Annotated in this window: 18 protein-coding genes; 6 read left to right on the top strand and 12 right to left on the bottom strand. The window is 62.8% G+C overall.

The window, feature by feature from the left end:
• Nucleotides 1-297 precede the first annotated feature (297 nt).
• The 6 genes from prfB to AC0L2H_RS08385 all read right to left on the bottom strand — a co-directional run bounded on the left by prfB (nucleotide 298) and on the right by AC0L2H_RS08385 (nucleotide 6,152).
• Nucleotides 298-1,429, bottom strand: a protein-coding gene (gene prfB, locus AC0L2H_RS08410) for a peptide chain release factor 2 (protein WP_097574928.1) whose coding sequence is annotated in 2 segments (ribosomal slippage) — nucleotides 298-1,362 and nucleotides 1,364-1,429 — 1,131 coding nt in all. Because the reading frame shifts where the segments join, the coding sequence is not laid out codon by codon here.
• Nucleotides 1,358-1,573 carry a hypothetical protein gene (locus AC0L2H_RS08405; RefSeq protein ID WP_473589922.1) on the bottom strand — a complete coding sequence of 72 codons (216 nt, stop codon included), beginning with the start codon at nucleotides 1,571-1,573 and terminating at the stop codon, nucleotides 1,358-1,360. Before AC0L2H_RS08405 ends, prfB begins: the two co-directional genes overlap by 72 nt.
• A 103-nt stretch (nucleotides 1,574-1,676) precedes the next feature.
• Entirely contained in the window at nucleotides 1,677-4,133 is a 2,457-nt protein-coding gene (locus tag AC0L2H_RS08400; protein WP_473589787.1) for a penicillin-binding protein 1A, read from the bottom strand.
• Nucleotides 4,134-4,163: 30 nt separating this feature from the next.
• Complete coding sequence (locus AC0L2H_RS08395) at nucleotides 4,164-4,346, bottom strand: hypothetical protein (protein WP_473589786.1); 183 nt, start codon at nucleotides 4,344-4,346, stop codon at nucleotides 4,164-4,166.
• A 1-nt stretch (nucleotide 4,347) separates the two neighbouring features.
• A complete protein-coding gene (locus tag AC0L2H_RS08390) occupies nucleotides 4,348-5,610 on the bottom strand; it encodes an N-acetylmuramoyl-L-alanine amidase (protein WP_473589785.1) in 1,263 nt (420 codons plus the stop codon).
• 305 nt (nucleotides 5,611-5,915) lie between these two features.
• A complete protein-coding gene (locus AC0L2H_RS08385) occupies nucleotides 5,916-6,152 on the bottom strand; it encodes a hypothetical protein (protein ID WP_473589784.1) in 237 nt (78 codons plus the stop codon).
• Nucleotides 6,153-6,259: 107 nt separating this feature from the next.
• Between AC0L2H_RS08385 and AC0L2H_RS08380 the strand changes: the two genes are divergently transcribed.
• The gene (locus AC0L2H_RS08380; protein ID WP_473589783.1) at nucleotides 6,260-9,214 is read left to right on the top strand and encodes an Rne/Rng family ribonuclease; all 2,955 of its coding nucleotides are present in this window, start codon (nucleotides 6,260-6,262) and stop codon (nucleotides 9,212-9,214) included.
• An 87-nt stretch (nucleotides 9,215-9,301) separates the two neighbouring features.
• Here AC0L2H_RS08380 and AC0L2H_RS08375 read toward each other — a convergent pair whose 3' ends face one another.
• Genes AC0L2H_RS08375 through hemP form a run of 5 tightly spaced genes read right to left on the bottom strand, consistent with a single transcriptional unit; the run spans nucleotide 9,302 to nucleotide 13,475 of the window.
• The gene (locus AC0L2H_RS08375; RefSeq protein ID WP_473589782.1) at nucleotides 9,302-10,090 is read right to left on the bottom strand and encodes a heme ABC transporter ATP-binding protein; all 789 of its coding nucleotides are present in this window, start codon (nucleotides 10,088-10,090) and stop codon (nucleotides 9,302-9,304) included.
• 10 nt (nucleotides 10,091-10,100) lie between these two features.
• Nucleotides 10,101-11,204 (bottom strand): FecCD family ABC transporter permease, encoded by a 1,104-nt coding sequence (locus AC0L2H_RS08370; protein ID WP_473589781.1) that lies wholly within the window; start codon nucleotides 11,202-11,204, stop codon nucleotides 10,101-10,103.
• Nucleotides 11,205-11,214: 10 nt separating this feature from the next.
• Nucleotides 11,215-12,141, bottom strand: a complete 927-nt coding sequence (locus AC0L2H_RS08365; RefSeq protein WP_473589780.1) for a heme/hemin ABC transporter substrate-binding protein — start codon at nucleotides 12,139-12,141, stop codon at nucleotides 11,215-11,217.
• 10 nt (nucleotides 12,142-12,151) lie between these two features.
• Nucleotides 12,152-13,213 carry a hemin-degrading factor gene (locus tag AC0L2H_RS08360; protein WP_473589779.1) on the bottom strand — a complete coding sequence of 354 codons (1,062 nt, stop codon included), beginning with the start codon at nucleotides 13,211-13,213 and terminating at the stop codon, nucleotides 12,152-12,154.
• Nucleotides 13,214-13,268: 55 nt separating this feature from the next.
• On the bottom strand, nucleotides 13,269-13,475 hold the full coding sequence (hemP, locus tag AC0L2H_RS08355) for a hemin uptake protein HemP (RefSeq protein WP_006335375.1): 207 nt from the start codon (nucleotides 13,473-13,475) through the stop codon (nucleotides 13,269-13,271).
• Between the two features lie 199 nt (nucleotides 13,476-13,674).
• Between hemP and AC0L2H_RS08350 the strand changes: the two genes are divergently transcribed.
• From AC0L2H_RS08350 to AC0L2H_RS08330, 5 genes are all read left to right on the top strand, one after another.
• The gene (locus tag AC0L2H_RS08350) at nucleotides 13,675-15,873 is read left to right on the top strand and encodes a TonB-dependent hemoglobin/transferrin/lactoferrin family receptor (protein WP_473589778.1); all 2,199 of its coding nucleotides are present in this window, start codon (nucleotides 13,675-13,677) and stop codon (nucleotides 15,871-15,873) included.
• A gap of 5 nt (nucleotides 15,874-15,878) precedes the next feature.
• Complete coding sequence (locus AC0L2H_RS08345; RefSeq protein WP_473589777.1) at nucleotides 15,879-16,322, top strand: hypothetical protein; 444 nt, start codon at nucleotides 15,879-15,881, stop codon at nucleotides 16,320-16,322.
• Between the two features lie 126 nt (nucleotides 16,323-16,448).
• A complete protein-coding gene (locus AC0L2H_RS08340; protein WP_473589776.1) occupies nucleotides 16,449-17,399 on the top strand; it encodes a TonB family protein in 951 nt (316 codons plus the stop codon).
• Nucleotides 17,400-17,453: 54 nt separating this feature from the next.
• On the top strand, nucleotides 17,454-17,768 hold the full coding sequence (gene hmuQ / locus AC0L2H_RS08335) for a heme-degrading protein HmuQ (protein ID WP_473589775.1): 315 nt from the start codon (nucleotides 17,454-17,456) through the stop codon (nucleotides 17,766-17,768).
• 1 nt (nucleotide 17,769) lies between these two features.
• On the top strand, nucleotides 17,770-18,141 hold the full coding sequence (locus tag AC0L2H_RS08330; RefSeq protein WP_473589774.1) for a bleomycin resistance protein: 372 nt from the start codon (nucleotides 17,770-17,772) through the stop codon (nucleotides 18,139-18,141).
• Nucleotides 18,142-18,161: 20 nt separating this feature from the next.
• Here AC0L2H_RS08330 and AC0L2H_RS08325 read toward each other — a convergent pair whose 3' ends face one another.
• Nucleotides 18,162-19,229 (bottom strand): glycosyltransferase, encoded by a 1,068-nt coding sequence (locus tag AC0L2H_RS08325; protein ID WP_473589773.1) that lies wholly within the window; start codon nucleotides 19,227-19,229, stop codon nucleotides 18,162-18,164.
• Between the last annotated feature and the right edge of the window lie 70 nt (nucleotides 19,230-19,299).

Raw genomic sequence — 19,299 nt, 5'->3', positions numbered from 1 at the left:
CCAGTAGCCGGATCGTCAGGTCGCAGATATGCCGCGTCCGGCCATAAATGCTTTTTCTCCCAAGCCCTGGATGCTGGGCTGATTCCTTGGTTGGCGCAAGAAATTGCTGATGATTCAGCCCAACAAGCGACTGCGCACCAATTCCGGAAACCGCAAAACGGTTCCAGAAAGGATCGCGCACGATCGATAAATTATTAGAACAACCTGTTATAAGTCGTTTTCGATACTCGGCTTCGAATCCGGAACCGAGCAGGGTTGCTCGACGACATGGCTGCCTCGCGGCGGCACCGTCGGCCGTTAATCGATGTCAGCCACCACTTCGCCGGCGCCACCCTCGATGCGCTGCGACAGCGAGGCTTCCATGAAATCGTCGAGGTCGCCATCCAGCACGCTCGACGGGCTTGTGCTCTCGACGCCAGTGCGCAGATCCTTCACCAACTGATAGGGCTGCAACACGTAGGAGCGGATCTGGTGGCCCCAGCCGATATCGCTCTTCGACGCTTCGGTGGCATTGGCCACCGCCTCGCGCTTCTTCAGCTCTTCCTCGTAGAGCCGTGAGCGCAGCATCTCCCAGGCTTTCGCCTTGTTCTTGTGCTGGGAGCGTTCGGCCTGGCAGGCGACCGCGATGCCGGTGGCCAGATGGGTGATGCGGACCGCCGAATCGGTGGTGTTGACGTGCTGGCCGCCCGATCCGGACGAGCGATAAGTATCGATGCGGACATCGGATTCGGAAACGTCGATCTCGATCGTGTCGTCGATGACGGGATAAACCCAGACGCTGGCGAAAGACGTGTGACGGCGCGCATTGCTGTCATAGGGCGAAATGCGCACGAGACGGTGGACGCCGGATTCCGTCTTCAGCCAGCCATAGGCGTTGTGACCCTTGATCAGCAGCGTAGCGGACTTGATACCGGCTTCTTCGCCGTCATGCACTTCCAGCACCTCCACCTTGAAGCGGCGCCGCTCGGCCCAGCGCGTGTACATGCGCAGAAGCATCGAGGCCCAGTCCTGGCTTTCCGTGCCACCGGCGCCGGCATGGATTTCGAGATAGGTGTCGTTGGCGTCCGCCTCGCCCGAAAGCAGCGTCTCGATCTGGCGGGCCTTTGCTTCGCCGCGCATCGAGCGGATCGACGCTTCAGCCTCGGCGACGACGCTCTCGTCGCCCTCTTCCTCGCCAAGCTGGATCAGGCCGACATTGTCGTCCAGCGCCTGGGTGAGACTTTTAACCGCCGCAATGCCTTCCTCCAGGCCCTGGCGCTCGCGCATCAGCTTCTGCGCTTCCAGAGGTTCGTTCCAAAGGCTGGAATCCTCGGCGCGCACATTCAGGTATTCAAGCCGCTTTATGGCCTGATCCCAGTCAAAGATGCCTCCTCAGCAGGGTTATCGCCTGCCTGATCTCGTCGACGATGTTTTGCGTTTCCGCGCGCATGGCTGAGTTTTTGTCCTGTTTTGGAAATAGCGCCCGGAGCGCTTCCACTCCGGTCGGCGCGATACATAGGCACGGCACCGCCACCTGTAAAGCCAAATGGCCAGCCGGCAAGGCAATCGCTCCGGTGAGTTCGCGCTTGCTCATCCGGCGTCGGGCTGGGCTGGATCTGCGCCGGCGGACCGGGCAAGCCGACCAACTGGGCCGACCAACTGGGCCGACCGACCAGGCCGACCAAACAGGCCGTCCGTCAGTAGAGACCGCCGCCGCCAGACTGGATGGCCTGGTTGGCCTGCGGCGACAGCGCCCCGCCCGAGGCGTTGGAGCCGTCCGCGCCCATGCCGATCACCCAGTAGCTGTCGGCGGGACCGGTGCCCGGCTTGAAGGCTTCGATGATGGTGCCTGCGTCGCCCTCGTTGGCGCGCATGCCGGTCTTGCGATTGATGGCGATCAGCTTCATGCCTTCGGGAACCTGGAAGTCGACATTGGGCGTGCCGTCCAGCGCCACGCGCATGAAGTCCTTGAATATTGGCGCCGCGAGACCGCCACCGGTCGCGCCTTTGCCGAGACCTTTCGGCTGGTCGTAACCCATATACAGGCCGACGACGAGATTGGGCGTATAGCCGATGAACCAGGCATCCTTCTCGTCGTTCGTCGTTCCGGTCTTGCCGGCGATATGGCGGCCGAGCTCGGCGATGGTGGCGCCGGTACCGCGCTGGACGACGCCCTCCATCATCGAAGTGATCTGATAGGCGGTCATCGGATCGAGCACCTGCTCGGAATTGTCGACCAGTTCCGGCTCGGGCTGGTTGTGCCATTCGGGGGCATTGCAATTTTCGCAGCCGCGCTCGTCCTGCTTGAACACCGTCTTGCCGTAACGGTCCTGGATGCGGTCGATCAGCGACGGCTTGATCGACTTGCCGCCATTGGCCATGATCGAATAGGCCGACACCATGCGCATCACGGTGGTCTCGCCCGAACCCAGCGCCATCGGCAGATACGCCGCCAGATGATCATAGACGCCGAAGCGTTCGGCATATTCCACGACCAGCTTCATGCCCATGTCGTTGGCCAGGCGCACCGTCATCAGATTGCGCGACTTCTCGATGCCGGAGCGCAGGGTCGCCGGTCCGGCAACCGTTCCGTCGTAATTCTTCGGAGTCCAGGTCGTGTTGCCGCTCTGGATGGTGATCGGCCCGTCCATGATCACCGAAGCCGGCGTATAGCCATTGTCGAGGGCGGCCGAATAGACGATCGGCTTGAATGAGGAACCCGGCTGGCGCATGGCCTGCGTCGCGCGGTTGAACTCCGATTGCGCGTAGGAGAAACCCCCAACCATGGCCAGGACGCGGCCGGTGTGCGGGTCCATGGCGATCAGGCCACCTTCCACTTCGGGCACCTGACGCAGGATATAAGCCCCGTCGGCGCCCTCTTTCTTCTGGACGAAGATCACGTCGCCCGGCTTCAGCACATCCGCCGGCGACCTCGCCTTGACGGTCTTGCCATCGACCACATGGCGCATGGCAAAGCTCATGTCCTCGCGGCTCACCGAGCCCTCTATGCGCTCCTTGACGAGGTCACCCGAGACCTGCCGTGCCGGCTGAAGGCCGATGGACAGACCGCTTTCCGAACTGTCGAGCACGACGGCGAGCGACCATTCGGGCACGTCCTCCAGCCTCTTGACGCCGCTCAAAGGCACACCCCAGTCGCCTGAGATATCGATGCTCTTCACCGGCCCGCGATAGCCGCGCAACGTATCGAACTTCATCAGGCCATTCTGCATGACCTTGCGGGCGAGGAGCTGCATCTTGGGATCGAGCGTCGTGCGAACGGACAGGCCGCCCTCGTACAGCGCGTTCTCGCCATAGCGTGCTATGATCTGGCGGCGCACTTCCTCGGTGAAATATTCGCCGGCGAACAGATAGGTGCCGGTGCGGCGCGGCGTGACGCCGAGCGGTTCGGCCTTGGCCTTCTCGCCCTCTTCATGCGTGACGTAGCCATTTTCGACCATCTGGTCGATGACCCAGTTGCGGCGCTCCAGCGCACGGTCGGTATGCTTGAAGGGATGATAGTTGTTGGGGCCCTTCGGCAAGGAGGCCAGATAGGCTGCTTCCGACACGCTGAGCTCGTTCACCGACTTGTCGAAATAGGTGAGCGCGGCGCCGGCGACGCCATAGGCGCCGAAGCCAAAGAATATCTCGTTGAGATAAAGCTCCAGGATCCTGTCCTTCGAATAGGCCTGCTCGATGCGGAAGGCGAGGATCATCTCCTTGATCTTGCGCTCGTAGGTCTGATCCGAGGTCAGCAGGAAATTCTTCGCCACCTGCTGGGTGATGGTCGAGGCGCCCACCTGGCGCTTGCCCGATCCGAAATTCTGCAGATTGACAATGACCGCGCGGCCAAGTCCGGTCATATCGATGCCGGGGTGGTTGTAGAAATTCTTGTCCTCGGCCGACAGGAACGCCGCCTTGACGCGGTCCGGTATTGCCTGGATCGGCAAATACAGGCGCCGTTCGCGCGCATATTCAGCCATCAGCGCGCCGTCCGACGCATGGATGCGGGTCGTCACCGGCGGCTCATACTTGGCCAGGACCTCGTAGTCGGGCAGATCCTTCGACAAATGGCTGATATAGATCGCCACGCCCGCCGCGACCAAAAGGGCCAGCGCCGTGCCGATGCCGAAGAAATAGCCAATGAGACGAATCATGCCCGCTCCAGTCCTTGGTTCGGGAATCTCCTAAACAAAGCCGCCTTTCGCGCAAGCTTTCGAGACGATCCCGATCCGCATTCGAAAACCCATGTCGCCATCATGTGGGTAAAATACGGCAGGCCAGGATTTCGGCTTCGAATAGCTGACAATAAAAGCACGGGGTGTTGTCACCGCGCAACGCTGCCCCTGGTTGTGGGCGATGGCCGGCATCTCAGCCTCCGGTTCCTGTTCCGGCCTTGGCTGAGGCAAACAGCGCGACGGCGTTGGTTATGCTCTGGGCCGCCTTGCCGCGCCAGTCGGCGCTGAGCAGTTGCGCCTCGTCCTTGGCATTGGAGAGATAGCCGAGTTCTACCAGCACGGACGGGACGTCCGGTGCCTTCAGCACCTTGAAGCCGGCCGAACGCTGCGGATTGTTGATGAGACCAACGCTGCTGGAAAGCTGGCCGACCAGAGTATGGGCGAAACTCATCGAGAAACTGTGCGTTTCGCGGCGGATCAGGTCGATCAGAATATCGGTCACTTCCTTGTTGTCGTCCTTGATCTCCATGCCGGCGAACTGGTCGGAGAGGTTTTCACGGTCGGCAAGCGCCTGGGCTTGCGGGTCGGAAGCCTTGTCGGAGACGGTGTAGACGGTTGCGCCGCGGATGCCCTTGACGCTGATCGTGTCGGCATGGATCGAGATGAGCAGGTCGGCCTCGTGCTGGCGGGCAATGCGCACACGGTCGTCCAGCCGCAGGAATTGGTCGCTGTCGCGCGTCATGAACACGTCGTATTTGCCGACCGCGGCAAGCTTGTCGCGCAATTCGGTGGCGAAGGCGAGCGTGACGTTCTTTTCGATCGTCCCGTTCAGGCCCTCGGCGCCGCCGTCGATTCCGCCATGGCCAGGATCGATGACGACGGTGAAGCGATGGCCTGGATTGGAGACCGGTCCGGTGCCGATCCTGCCGCCCTTGTCGGAGGAGACCGTAGAGCCGGTGGTCAGCGCCTGATTGGCAAGAGCGGCGTCGAATTCGCGCGCGGACGCCGCCGACATGTCGATGGCGATACGATAGCCTTCGCCGTCGTCGTTCTTGAGCACGTCGAGCCGGTCTACGGCGAATGGGCCCTTGCCGGTAAGGATCAGTCGCGAGACCCCGTCGCCGAGATCGCCGTAGCGCACGTTCCTGACCAGGCCACGCGCCTTCACATCCTTGGCATTGACGGCGAATCGCGTGCTTGGCAGATCGATGACCAGGCGGTTGGGGCCGCGCAGGAGGAACCATTTGACGTCGGGTTCGCGATCGAAATTGACGACGATGCGCATCTTGGTGGCATCGCCGGCCATCTTGTAGCTCGTCGCGCGCAGTGGCGTCTCGACGGCAAAGGAAACCGGCGGGAAAGCCAGACAAACGGCAAGCAACAGCAACAGGCAGGCGGCACGGGAGAAAATGCCTCCGGCGCGCCTGCCCTTGTCTGTGAAGCCTGCCAGTCCCATTTTCTTCCAGTCGCTTCTGTTTGGCGCCAGACGGCGATCATGCTGTTGAAGAGCCGGTTAAGCCGCGAACTCGATTAACGATTGGTATCCAGAGAAGGTTAACCAAGCCTTTTCATGCAAGGCCCAAACCCTGTACTTGCCGTAACGGAACTGCTTTTTGCCGGCATCGGAAATCGGGGTTGCCTTCCAACCCGCCAAATCATAAAAGCGATGGTGGATCACTGCAATCCTGGAACCGTCCTCTTCCGCAGCTTCCTGCTACAGGTCAGACGAAAGGCGGCTCCTTCGCTTCAAGCGAAAAGGCATCAGGTGATCGCGATGAATTTCGCAGGCGCGAGCCCGTGGCGGGGGAATCGCCTGCGTGAGGAAAACGGCCGGGATTGTTCCGCGCCGGCTCTGTACGAGCAAACAAGCTGGTCCGGATTTTCCGGGCTTTGGTTCAAAAAGGATCCGCTGGTTACGATGGCTTCAAGCGCAATCATGGAAAGGTCCGCAGCAAACCGCGCCATTGTGGCAGCGGGCGGCACCGTCATGGCGCTCAAGCGGCGGCCGGCGGACGTTCAAATGTCCGGCACCCATGTTCACCCGCAGCGAAGGGCTTTGCCCCGCAAGCTGCAATCGATGACGGCTGCCGGCGGGAAACGAAATAATGCCCAACAAAATGCTGATAGACGCCTCCCACCCGGAGGAAACACGTGTTGTCGTCGTTCGCGGTAACCGTATCGAAGAATTCGACTTTGAATCCCAGGACAAGAAGCAGCTCAAAGGAAACATCTACCTCGCCCGCGTAACCCGCGTCGAACCCTCCCTTCAGGCAGCCTTTGTCGAATATGGCGGCAACCGTCACGGTTTTCTCGCCTTCAGTGAAATCCACCCCGACTACTACCAGATCCCGGTCGCCGACCGTCAGGCGCTGTTGCGCGCGGAAGCGCAGGAGGCGGAGGACGAGGACGAAGAGGACGGCGAAGGCGAAGACCGCCAGAGCCGCGAGCGCGGCCGGCGCGGCCGCCGTCGTGGCGGCAAGAGCCGTGACCGCGGCGAACACAAGCGCGACGCAAGCGCGGCCGATTCTGCCGATTCCGATGAGAGCGGCGATCATAATGAGAGCCATGAGGATGCGGTCGCGGAAAACGTCGACGCCGCGCCCGAACATGGTAACGCCGCTGCTGATAGCGCGAATCACGATGAAGACGCTGCCGATCGCGGCGAGGATGTCGTAGCTCGCGGCGAGGACGTCGCGGATGATGAGACCTCCGCCGAAGGCGGCCCCAATTCCATTGCCGCCAGCATCGAGGCGGATGTGATCTCCGAAGCCGTCCCGCAGACAGAGTCCGTCGGTGAAGCCACCTCGAGCGACAATGATCGCGGTATGCTGGAAGAGGTGCAGCCCTCGCACCCGGACGACCATGAGGTCGAATCGGTCGGCGCCGAGGATGCACTGGAGGAAGTGCGCAACCGCCGCAAGCCCGTGCGCCGCCAGTACAAGATCCAGGAAGTGATCAAGCGCCGGCAGATCCTGCTGGTGCAGGTCGTCAAGGAGGAGCGCGGCAACAAGGGCGCCGCACTCACCACCTATCTCTCGCTTGCGGGCCGCTATTCCGTGCTGATGCCGAACACGGCGCGCGGCGGCGGCATTTCGCGCAAGATCACCAGCGCGGTGGACCGCAAGCGGCTGAAGGAAGTCGTCGCCGATCTCGAAGTGCCGCAAGGCATGGGCGTCATCCTGCGCACCGCCGGCGAAAGCCGCACCAAGGCCGAGATCAAGCGCGACTACGAATATCTAATGCGGCTTTGGGAAAACGTCCGCAGCCTGACGCTGCAGTCCACGGCTCCTGCCCTGGTCTATGAGGAAGGCAGCCTGATCAAGCGTTCCGTGCGCGACCTCTACAACAAGGACATCGACGAGATCCTGGTTTCCGGCGACGAAGGTTACCGCGAGGCCAAGGATTTCATGCGCATGCTGATGCCGAGCCACGCCAAGGTGGTGCAGCCGTTTCGCGACACGACGCCGATCTTCGTGCGCAATGGCATCGAGGCGCAGCTCGACCGCATGCTGCAGCCGCAGGTAACGCTGAAGAGCGGCGGCTACATCATCATCAACCAGACCGAGGCGCTGGTCGCCATCGACGTCAATTCGGGCCGTTCCACCAAGGAGCACTCGATCGAGGACACCGCGCTTCACACCAATCTGGAAGCGGCCGAGGAAGTCGCGCGGCAACTGAGGCTGCGCGACCTTGCCGGCCTGATCGTCATCGACTTCATCGACATGGAGGAGAACCGCAACAACCGCTCCGTCGAGAAGCGGCTGAAGGATCACCTCAAGAACGATCGCGCCCGCATCCAGGTCGGCCGCATCTCGCATTTCGGCCTGATGGAGATGTCGCGCCAGCGCATCCGCGCCAGCGTGCTGGAATCGACCATGAAGCCGTGCCCGCATTGCGGCGGCACCGGCCATGTCAGGTCCGATTCGTCCGTGGCGCTGATGGTGGTGCGGGCGATCGAGGAATTCCTGCTCAAGGATTCGCGCAGCCACATAACGGTGCGGACGCCAGCGGCGACCGCGCTCTACGTGCTCAATCACAAGCGCGGCACGCTGGTCGAACTCGAAAGCCGCTTCGGCCTGACCATCACCTTGGAGGCCGACGACACGGTCGGCGCCCAGCATTACGCGATCTTCCGCGGCGCGCTGGCCGAAAAGCCCGAGGGTTTCGTCGAGGCGCGCAGCCTGCCCGCCTATGTCGAGCCGGAAGAGCCCGAGGACGAAATCGCCGTCGAGGAGGAGGACGAGGCTCCCGTGCAAGCGGACCAGTCGCGCCACGGCCAGCAGCCGCAGCAGCCAAGATCCGGCGAGGATGGCGAAGGCCGCGATCGCAAGCGCCGCAAGCGCCGCAGACGGCGTGGCGGCAAGGACCGCGACCGCGAGCATGGCGCGCCGGTGGAAGGTGCTTCCGCCTCGATGCCGGCGGATGGCGCCGTCGAAGCGACAAGTGATGAAGATGCTGGCGATATACATGCCAGCGATGAAATTGCCGAAGCCGGTCAGGAAGCACCGGTCGGCGTCATCGATGCCACGGAAGCTTCCGATGACGGCCAAGGCAAGAAGCGGCGGCGCGGCAAGCGCGGCGGCAAACGCAATCGCCGTGAAGACGACGAAGACGCAAGCGCCGGCGAAGCAGCCACCGCCGCCGAGGCCGACGTCCCGCAAAGCGAGCCTGTAGCAATCGTACCGGTCGCTGCAACACCGGTCGAAGAGCTTGCGGTTCTCGCTCCAGCCAATGACGAAGCGCCGAGCACAGAGAAGCCGAAAAAGCCGCGCCGCGTCGCCAAGCCCAGGAAGGCGGCTGCGGAAACTGTCGCCGCAACTGTCGCGGACGTCACCTCGGCAGCCCCGGACGAACCCCTTGCGCCCGTTTCGGAAGAAATAGCCGTGGCGGCTTCCGATGAAACGCCGAAGGCCCGCCCGTCGCGGCGCAAGCCCGCGCCGGTGGATGCTCCGGTCGTGCCCGTCGTCTCCTCGACCGTTGCCGAGGAAGCCAAGACTGAAGAAAAGACTGAAGAAAAGCCGAAGCGTGCCGGCTGGTGGCAGCGAAAAGGCTTTTTCTAAGCTTTTCAGTTGCTTGTGTTGACTATCTGATAAAAACCGCGCCGTCGAAAGGCGGCGCGGTTTTGGTCTGCTTATCGAAAGTTGAATCTAAGCCGCCGATTGCGGCAGCACGAACGGCATATTTCCCGGCGGCAGCGCGCCGACCTTCAGCCGGCAGTCGAACACTTTTTCGATCAGGTCATCGCTCAGCACATCCTGCGGTGAGCCGGTGGCGGCGAGCCTGCCGCGGTGCATGACGAAAATGCGGTCGGCATACATGGCCGTCAGGTTGAGGTCGTGCAGGATGGCGACCACGCCGCCGCCCCTTCTGGCAAAATCGCGGGCGATGTTCATGATGATCAGTTGATGCTTGATGTCGAGGCTGGAAACCGGCTCGTCGAGGAACAGATAGCGCGGCTTGCCGTCGAGCACCGGCGCCCAGACCTGGCAGAGCACGCGGGCTAGCTGCACGCGCTGCTGCTCGCCGCCCGAAAGCTCCTGGTAGAAACGGCCGGCAAAGCCGTCGAGATCGACGCGCGCCAACGCCCGTTCGGGCAGGCGCTCGTCCTCGCCGGGCAACACGCCAGAGCGTCCGCCGATCAGGCCGAGCCTGACGATCTCACGCACCGTGAAGGGGAAGGACAGCGTCGCCGCCTGCGGCAGCACGGCACGCACTGTCGCGGCCTCGACCGGCTTCATCGCGGCAAGATCGCGGCCGTTGATGGCGATCTGGCCCGAATAGGCAAGATCGCCTGACAACGCCTTGAGAAAGGTCGTCTTGCCCGAACCGTTGGGACCGACGATCGCCGCGACTTCGCCGGGCCGCATCTCGAAATCGACATTGACGACAATGCGTTTGCCGCCAATCGCCACCGAAACATCCCGCGCTTCAATCATGAAACCCATCTCACAGGTCGACGACGCCGCGCTTGCGCAGCAGTATCCAGAGGAAGAACGGCGCGCCGGCGATCGCCGTGACGATGCCGATCGGCAGTTCGGCCGGCGCCACGATGGTGCGCGCGACGGCATCGGCCAAAAGCAGCAGGCAAGCGCCGAGCAGTGCCGACGCCGGCAGCAGATAGCGATTGTCCGGACCGATCGCCAGGCGCAGCAGATGCGGCACGACGATGCCGACAAAGCCGATGCCGCCGCTGACGGCGACGGATGCCCCGACCGCCGCCGAAACGCCGACGATCGCGGTGTATTTCAGCCTTTGCACCGGGATGCCGAGATGGCCGGCGGTGGCTTCGCCGAGCGCCAGCGCGTTGAGACCACGCGCCAGGAACGGCATCGCCGCCAGCGCCAGCACGATGATCGGCCCGACCGAACCGATCTTCTGCCAGGTCGCGCCAGCCAGCGAGCCGAGTTGCCAGAAGGTCAGATCGCGCAACTGGCGGTCGTCGGCCATGAAGATCAGGATGCCGGTGAGCGCCATGGCGAGCGCCGCCAGTGCTATGCCGGCCAGCAGCATGGTGGCGACCGAGGTTCGGCCATGCCTGGTGGCGACTTGATAAAGCACCAATGTCGTCGCCAGCCCACCGCAGAATGCCGCGAGCGGCAAGGCAAGCGTCCCCAGTGCCGCCGTGAATGGCGCCAGCACCGTGGCGCCAAGCACGATAACGGCCACCGCGCCAAGGCTCGATCCGGCCGAAACGCCAATGAGGCCGGGATCGGCCAGCGGGTTGCGGAACAGCCCCTGCATGACCGCGCCGGAGACGGCAAGTGCCGCGCCAATCAGCACGCCGAGGATGACGCGCGGCAAACGGATGTCATAGACGATCAGGCGGTCGCGAGCGTTCAACGCCTCATTGCCGGGCGCCGCACCCAACAACCAGTCGCTGACCACGCTGACGGCCGACGCATCGGATGCGCCTGATGTCAGCGACAACAGCACGACAAGGACAAGTCCCACGCACAAAAACAGGATGACGATCCGGGCGCGTCCCGAACGGTCGCCTTCGGATGCAGTTGCCATAACGCCCGCCGCACCTGCGATCGATTGATCGGCCATCGTCGCCCGCTCAGTCCGTGACCTGCCCGCCATAGAGCGAGACGGCAAGATCATGGATGGCGTCGGCGGTGCGCGGCCCGAAGCCGAGGAGATAGCCGCCATCCATGCGGACCACCTTGCGGGCAACGCCCGCCGGCGTCGATGAAATGGACGGGCTGCCGAACAGCTGGTCATCCGATACGGCCGGACCGGCATTGTTCATCATCAGGATCACGTCCGGCCTGGCGGTGACGACGGCCTCGTCGGACAATTGCTTGTAGCCGGAAAAACCGTCGATCGCATTGACGCCGCCGGAAAGCTTGATGATGCCGTCGGCGGCGGTCTGGCTGCCGGCGGCGAGGATCTTGCCGCCCTGCAACGACAGGACGAACAGGATGCGCTTGCGGTCCTTGATCGAAGCGGTCTGCTTTTCGGCAGCCTCCAGCTTGGCATCGACCTCGGCTGCCAGCGCATCGGCCTTGGCGTCGGCGCCGAGCGCCTTGCCGACGATATGGATCTTTTCGAGGATGCCTTCACGATCGTAGCGCTCGGGCACCTCGATGAACGGGATGCTCGTCTTCTTCAGCACGTCGACGGCCTCCTTCGGGCCGCTGCCGTGCAGCGCCAGGATGCCCGACGGATTGACTGAAAGCACACCTTCCGGCGAAAGCTGGCGCATATAGCCGACATCGGGCAGGCCGAGCGCCGCCTCGGGGTATCGGCTGGTTGAATCGCGTGCGACCAGATGGCTCTGCTCGCCGAGCGCAAAGACGATCTCGGTGATCGAGCCGCCAATGGCTGCGATTTTCGAATTGTCGGCAAAGACCGCTGCGTCTTCCGTGGCGCGGGCCGGCAGAAGAGCCGCGAAAACGACGGAAAGGGCGACCGCCGGCGCAAGCACCCGTTTGGAAAGGGGCGCCAACCTGCCAGCACGAGCAAGCTTGAAAAAAGAAGCCATGTCGTTGTCCTCAGGCTGCTGTCGGGCTTGGTATGCGCGGCAGGTTTTCAGCAAGGAACCGCCAGTCCTCGCGCTCGCTTTCGCCTTCATGGCGCTTGCCGAAAAACTGGATGATCATCTTGCCGTCGGCGCCATAGGCTTCGAGCGAGGTGACATGGCCGTCCTTGGTCGGCTTGCGTACGGCCCAGACCTCATGGATGTGGTCGGTCCGCAAATGCAGGTGGAAGGTCTCGTCCAGCACGTTGATCCACGGCCCCATCGGCTTGATCGACTTGATCGGGCCGGAATGGATCTGGATGCAGCCGCGATTGCCGACAAAGCACATGATCGGCATCTCGCCCTTGGCGGCATGATGGAACATGGCGCTGGCGGCGTCATTGTCGAGCAGCCAGGCGTAGTCCTGGCCGACCATGCGCATTGCCTGGCGGCGGTCGAGCTTCAGCGTCTTCAGCATGCCGAAGAACTGGTGCACGTCCGTCAGCCGGCTCCAGCGCTCGCGCAAATCGTCGACATCAGCCGAAGCGGCCGGAGCTTCGGCCTCGTCTTCGAACCCGCTCCCTGAGACCGCGACGGTCGGTTCCTGGTTCGGCGATTCGAGTTCGGCCACCAGCTTCTGATAGGCATAGAGGTTGGACGCGGGCCGCAGATGCACCTTGTGCACCGCCTCGCCTGCCGCATCGAAGAACTGCAGGCTGCGCCTGATCTCACCGCCGTCGCGCTTTTCCACGGCAAAGCCGTGTGCCCAGACTTTCGGGAAGATGCGCAGGTCGATGTTCTCGCCAAGCACCATGGCATTATGGTTGCCGGTAACGACCTTGTCGTAGACGCCGATCTTTTCGTGCACCGCGCTTTCGTTGCGGGTCAGCGCCATGACCTCGCCGACAGCCTCCAGCCCGGTCAGAAGATCGTTGACGCGCGGCTCGACGCGCATGACCCCGTCGCCGCAATGCGCGGCGACCAGTTCGGCCTCCGAAATATCGAGCTGGGCGGCGAGATCGCGCTCGCGCATCTTGGGATTGTCCGCCCGCGCTCGCCGGATTTCATGCGGGGCGGGTTTTACGCGCTGGTCCATGTCTTGAACACCTGCCTGTCTTACAGCCACTCGTCTTACAGCCACGCGCCTGCAGCTACTTGTTGAGGATCAGCTTGCCCTGGCGGGTGATCTTCAACCGATAGAGCGCGCCGTGGTGCTCGATGCCGATCTCGTGCTCGCCCTGGAACAGCGTGTTGCTGGAGAGCGTCCTCACGGCAAGCGGGACCCGGTCGAAACGAGCTGAGTTGTCGTCGGAACGGCGGACGCGATAGCGAAAGTCACTGGGATTGTGCGTGTTCATTGGATCGATCCCTTTCCTGTGCCGGGCGTCTGGCTAGGCGTTGCGTAGATGCCGATTCATTTCTTGACTTGAATAATCATGTTTACTAGTCAGTGCAATACCGGAGTAAGTGAGTCAACATTTAAGACACCGGACACGATCAAAATGCCAGCGAGCGCCAAGCCAGCCAGCATCGAACCTGGATTTTTGGAGTTGGGGCATGGGGTTGGCAAATTGGGGACGGCTTGGTCTGGAGAATCCAGGCCCGGTGCATCGGTCGACGGCAAGGACAATAGCCGCATTGCTGACCGGCGCGGCAGCAATCAGCTTGCTGACAGCACCGGCTGGCGCTCAACAGGCGACAGAGCAGACTGATCAGGCGCAGCAGGCTGAAGCGGCCCAGACGCCGGCCGGCGCGACGTTGCTGGACCAGATCCTGGTCGTCAGCCGCACTGGCGAGACGGCGATCGAATCCCTGTCTTCGTCCAGTCATGTCGACCAGGAGCAGCTGGAGCGGCGCATGGCAACGACGCCCAACGAGATGTTGCTGGGCGTGCCGGGCGTGGCGGTCCAGGCCGATGCGAGGCGCGTCAGTTCCTCCATCAACATCCGTGGCCTGCAGGATTTCGGCCGCGTCCAGGTGATCCTCGACGGCGCCCGCCAGAACTTCCAGCGCTCCGATCATGGCCCTCAGTCGACCTTCTACATCGATCCCGAGCTCATCAAATCCGTCGACGTGATCCGCGGGCCGGTGGCCAACACCTATGGTTCCGGCGCGATCGGCGGCGTCGTCTTCTTCGACACCAAGGATGCCGAGGATTTCCTCAAGCCGGGCGAGACCTGGGCTGGCTCCCTCACCGGGCGCTACGAGAGCAATGGCGAGGGCTGGACCACCAGCGCCACCGGCGCCTACCGCTTCAACGAAAATTGGGACGTGCTGGGCAACGTCGTCTACCGCAACTATGACGACTACAAGGACGGCGGTGGCGACACAGTCAACGGCACCGGATTCGACGTGCTGAGCGGCCTGCTCAAGACCACCATCCGCCCGAGCGAAAACAGCGAATTGAAGCTCGGCTGGGTCGGCTCGAGCGACGGATGGAACGAGATCAGCGGCGGCATCCCGGTGAACGACGCCGACTTGAAGTCCAACACCTTCACCGCCCGCTACAACATCACAGACGATGCCAGGAGCTGGCTCGATCTGCACATCAACGCCTCCTACAACAAGACCAACCTCGATCTGACGACGCTGGTCCCCCAGAACCGCTTCGACCCGGTCACCGGTCTTCCTGTCGTGCTGCCGGCAGGTTCGCTATCGACTTTCGATGTCGGTACCACCGGCATCGACATCTGGAACACGTCGCGGTTCGAGACCAGCACGATTGCGCACGAATTGACCTATGGCGGCGACTGGGTTGGCGACGACGTCGAGACGGGCGGTACGGCAGGCGGCGACAGCTTCTACACGCCCTCGGGCAAGCGGAACGTTTCCGGCGCCTATGTCCAGGACAAGCTCACCTGGGATTGGCTCGAAGTCATCGCCGGACTGCGCTACGACAGCTACAAGCTCGACAGCGATGTCGGCGAAACCTCCGGCGACCGGCTGTCGCCGCGCATCACCATCGGCGTCTCGCCATTCGAGAGCGCGAGCCTTTCGGGACTGCAATTCTACGGCACCTATGCCGAGGGATATCGCTCCCCTTCACTGTCGGAAACCCTCATCAGCGGCAACCATCCGGCAGGCGTCACCTTCCCGTTCCTGCCCAATCCCAATCTGAAGCCTGAAACCGGCAAGACGGTGGAATTCGGCGTCAACTACAGCACCAACGGCGTCATCCAGGCCGACGACGCGCTGCGGCTGAAAGCCGCCTACTTCAACAACAATGTCGACGACTATATCGACGGCGTCACCTTGTCGGCCTTCGACCCGACCAGCGGCTGTCCGTTCGGGCCGGGCATCCCCATCTGCTTCCAGTACCAGAATTTCGCCAAGGCCAAGATCGATGGCTTCGAAATGGAAGCGTTCTACGATGCCGCATGGGGATATGCCGGCCTTTCCGCGTCGTTCATCGATGGCCACACCATTTCCTACGAAGGCGACCGGGCGGACCTTGCCACCATCCCCTCCTCCCAGGTCACGGCGCAACTCGGCCTGCGCTTCCTCGAGGACAAACTGACGGTCGGCGGCGAAGTGCAGTACAACGGCAAGCCGAAGGGCAACGCGATCGCCAAGGACTATACGCTGGTCAATGCCTTCGCCAGCTATCAGGCGACCGACAATTTCAAGGTCGACTTTCGCGCCGACAATTTGTTCGACGCCAAATACACCAACCCGTTGAACGTATCGTCCACCAGTGTCATCTACGAGCCTGGCGTCACGCTGAAGCTGGCGGCGACCATGCGGTTTGGAGGCTGATGACAATGACAGGTTTGACGACATCGCTTCGTCTGCTGACCTCGGCGTTTGCGGTGTCGCTTGCGATGGGCCCGGCGCTGGCGCAACAGGCCGCGCCGGCCCCATCGCTGACCCTCGAGCTCAACGCAGCGCAGCCCTCCGAAAAGGGCTGCCGCCTGACCTTCGTCGTCAACAACGGCCTTGGCACGGATCTCACCAAGGCTGCGTTCGAGATCGCGCTGTTCAACGAGGCCGGCGTCGTCGACCGGCTGACCGTGCTCGACTTCAAGGAATTGCCTGCGGGCAAGACCAAGGTCACGCGTTTCGACCTTGCCGGCACCGATTGCACCAAGCTCAGCCGCGTGCTGATCAACAGCGCGACGGAATGCACGGGCGCAAGCGTCGAACCCGCCGCCTGCATGCGCGGCCTGAAGACCGAGACCAAGACCGGCATCGCCTTCGGGGTCTGAGTGGGGCTGCATACCGCATTCACGCATAACACCGTGGCATGGCCCGTGTCCGGTCCGCTGCCATGGGCGGCAACCGATCTTGATTTGACAATCCCATGTCGCTCGCGGCAGGTCTCGCCGCGAGACATGCAGAAAATCAGCCCCCTCCCCGACGCCGGCAGCGAACTGGCGATCACGCCAGCCGAGCCGCTTGCGCAGGCGCAGTCAGCCGGGAACCGCAAATGGACGGTGGCGATCATCGCCTCCTGCCTGCTCCACGCCGCTGTGGCGGCGGCGTTTCTGATCGCACCCGCCGGGACATTCGATTCCAGGGATGCAATCCAGATGGAAGGCACCGATCAAGCCGGAGCCAACGTGGTCGGCAGCGCCTTGGATGGTCAGACCCCGGGCGCGATAGATGTCGCCTTGGTGCCCGATCCGCAGCCGGCCAGGGTCAAGCCCGAGCCGCCTGCCGACCGGCCAGCCAGGGAAATGGCCGCGCAGCCGCCCGCGCCCTCGCCGGAGATTATCAAACAACCCGCGCCGGACACACTGATGGCCGACACCCCACGCCTGGACGAACAGGACGTGGTTCCAAAGATTGAAACACCTGCAGAACCGGCTGCTCCGGCCGAAAGCACCGTGGCGCCTTCTGCCGATATCGGACAGCCGCCGATCCCGACCGCAAGGCCACGCGCGGAGGCAGGTTTTGGCGGAGCGGGCGAAACGAACGATGCCCGCGGCGCCGCGGATGGCGAAGAACGCGACGCGGTGACCTCCAGCACGGGCAAAGAGCAGACCGTGGCTGGCAATGCGGCGGAATCCCGCTACAGCGGTGAAGTTCAGAAGAAGCTTTCCCGCGCCAACCGTCGCGTTTCGAAATCGATACAGGCGAAAGCTCGTAACAATGCCAGGGTCGTTTTCGTTGTCGTGGCCGACGGCAGCATCGGCGACATACAGCTTACAGAAAGCTCGGGCTCTGCCGAGCTTGATCAATTCGCTTTGACACTGGTGCGCCAGCAAGCCCCGTTCCCTCCCATCCCAGTCGAGACCGGCAGGTCAAGTTGGGTATTCAAAGCGCGGATCGGCCCGTTCTGACAACCTCCAATCCATCAATCCTCACACGTCGCCAATCCTGAAAGGAAGCCCCCAATGTACATCGCCATGAACCGCTTCAAGGTCCAGAAAGGCTCGGAGGACGCTTTCGAGGACGTCTGGAAGAACCGCGATTCCAGTCTTTCGGAGATGCAGGGCTTCAAGGAATTCCACCTGCTGCGCGGACCGGTCAACGAAACCGAAGGCTACACGCTGTTCGCCTCGCACACGGTGTGGGCGAGCCATGAGGATTTTGTCGCCTGGACAAAATCCGAGAATTTTCGCGCCGCGCACCGCAACACCGGCACCTCGAAGGTGCACTATCTCGGCCATCCGCAGTTCGAGGGCTTTTCGGTCGTCGAGGGCGCGTGACATGGCATCGCCCGCTGTTGACCCGGCGCGCTCCATTCCCGTCCTGCCCTCGCCCGATATCACGGCAACGCGTGATTTCTATCGCGACCAGCTCGGCTTCGGCATCGTCGGACCGGAGATGGACGAGTATCTGATCATGCGCCGCAACGAGATGGAGATTCATTTCTGGAGGAGCGACGACCGCAGGCTGCCGGAAGTGTCGTCCTGCTACATCAGAGGCGGCGAGGTGCCGGCGCTGTACGCCGAATTTTCCGCTCGCGGCGTCGAGAAACTCAGCCCCTTCACCGTTCGCCCGTGGAACATGAAGGAATTCTACGTCTGGGACCCGCATGGCAATCTGCTGAAATTCGGTTGCGCGCCGGAAGAGGTGTGACGGTTCGGCGGCGACACCCTTCACGCCCGCCGATTCTCAGGCCCGCCGAACAATCGTCGCAGCGCCCGAACGAAGCGCTTGCGCCGTCGCCGCAAACGGCTTCGGCGATCAAGAAAAGGCATGACACGCGGATCGTCGCCCAGGCTGCCAAACCGCCTGACATGCTGCGACAGGAACCCGGGCACGAAGTCCTGGCCATTGACGACGCTGAGCCGCTCCGCATTGGCCACGACATAGTCGACCACATCCGCCGCCATGGTCATCTCCTGCGCTCGGTACACCGGCGACTGCTGCACATGGCCTCCGGCGTAGGTGATGTTGGTGGATGCGTTGGCTCCGTGCAGGCGGTAGAGGCCAAGGCATTCCGACAAGATCAGGCTGCCGGCCTCCAGATGCGCGCATGTCGCCGCCAGATAGTCGGTCCCTATCCTGGCCTTGAATGGGAAAGCCAGAACCGGTTCCAGCGCGCCGCGCCGAAAGACCATCGAAGATGTTGGCGCCCACATCCAGCCATAGGCGCCGGGTCTGAAATGGGTGATCGGGTGGTCCGAAGCGTAGGCGATCTCGGGCGCCATTTCGCCGAGCTGCCTACCGGGTGTGATGGCCGCGCCTGAAGTATCCGGCTTGGAACGCGGCTTTCGCAATTGAATGTAGGTGCCGGCCAGCAAGGTGCGGTCGCGATCGACCAGAAAGACATCGGAACTGGACAGCGACGCCGGGCGCGTCGCATTCAAATGGGCGGCAAGGTGCGCTACGAGAAAATTCGGCAACCAGATGTCGTCGGAATCGAGGAACGCCACGAATGGCGCCTCGCCCGCGGCGAAACCATCGCGGAACGATTCAAGCTGGCCGCCATTTTGCGAACGCACCAACAGGCTGAAGCGCGGGTCACCGATCGCTTCGAGTAGCCGGCGGATATGGTCGGCCGAGCCGTCGGTCGAAGCGTCATCGACGATGACGCAGTCCCATTTCTCATAGGTCTGCGCCAGGACCGAACGGATCGCATCCTCGACATAGGCCCGATAATTGTGACTGGTGATGACGACGCCAACACGCGGAAGCTCAAGGCGTGGTGGCGTATGATGCATCTGTTCGGGCCCGGTCGAGTTGTCCCCTCTGTTCGGCCCGGTGCGGCTCCTTGTCAATACAGGGCGATTC

Source organism: Mesorhizobium sp. WSM4871 (assembly GCF_055811295.1).
The sequence above is the reverse complement of the archived record's forward strand: the minus strand, read 5'-3'. Positions and strand labels throughout refer to the sequence as shown.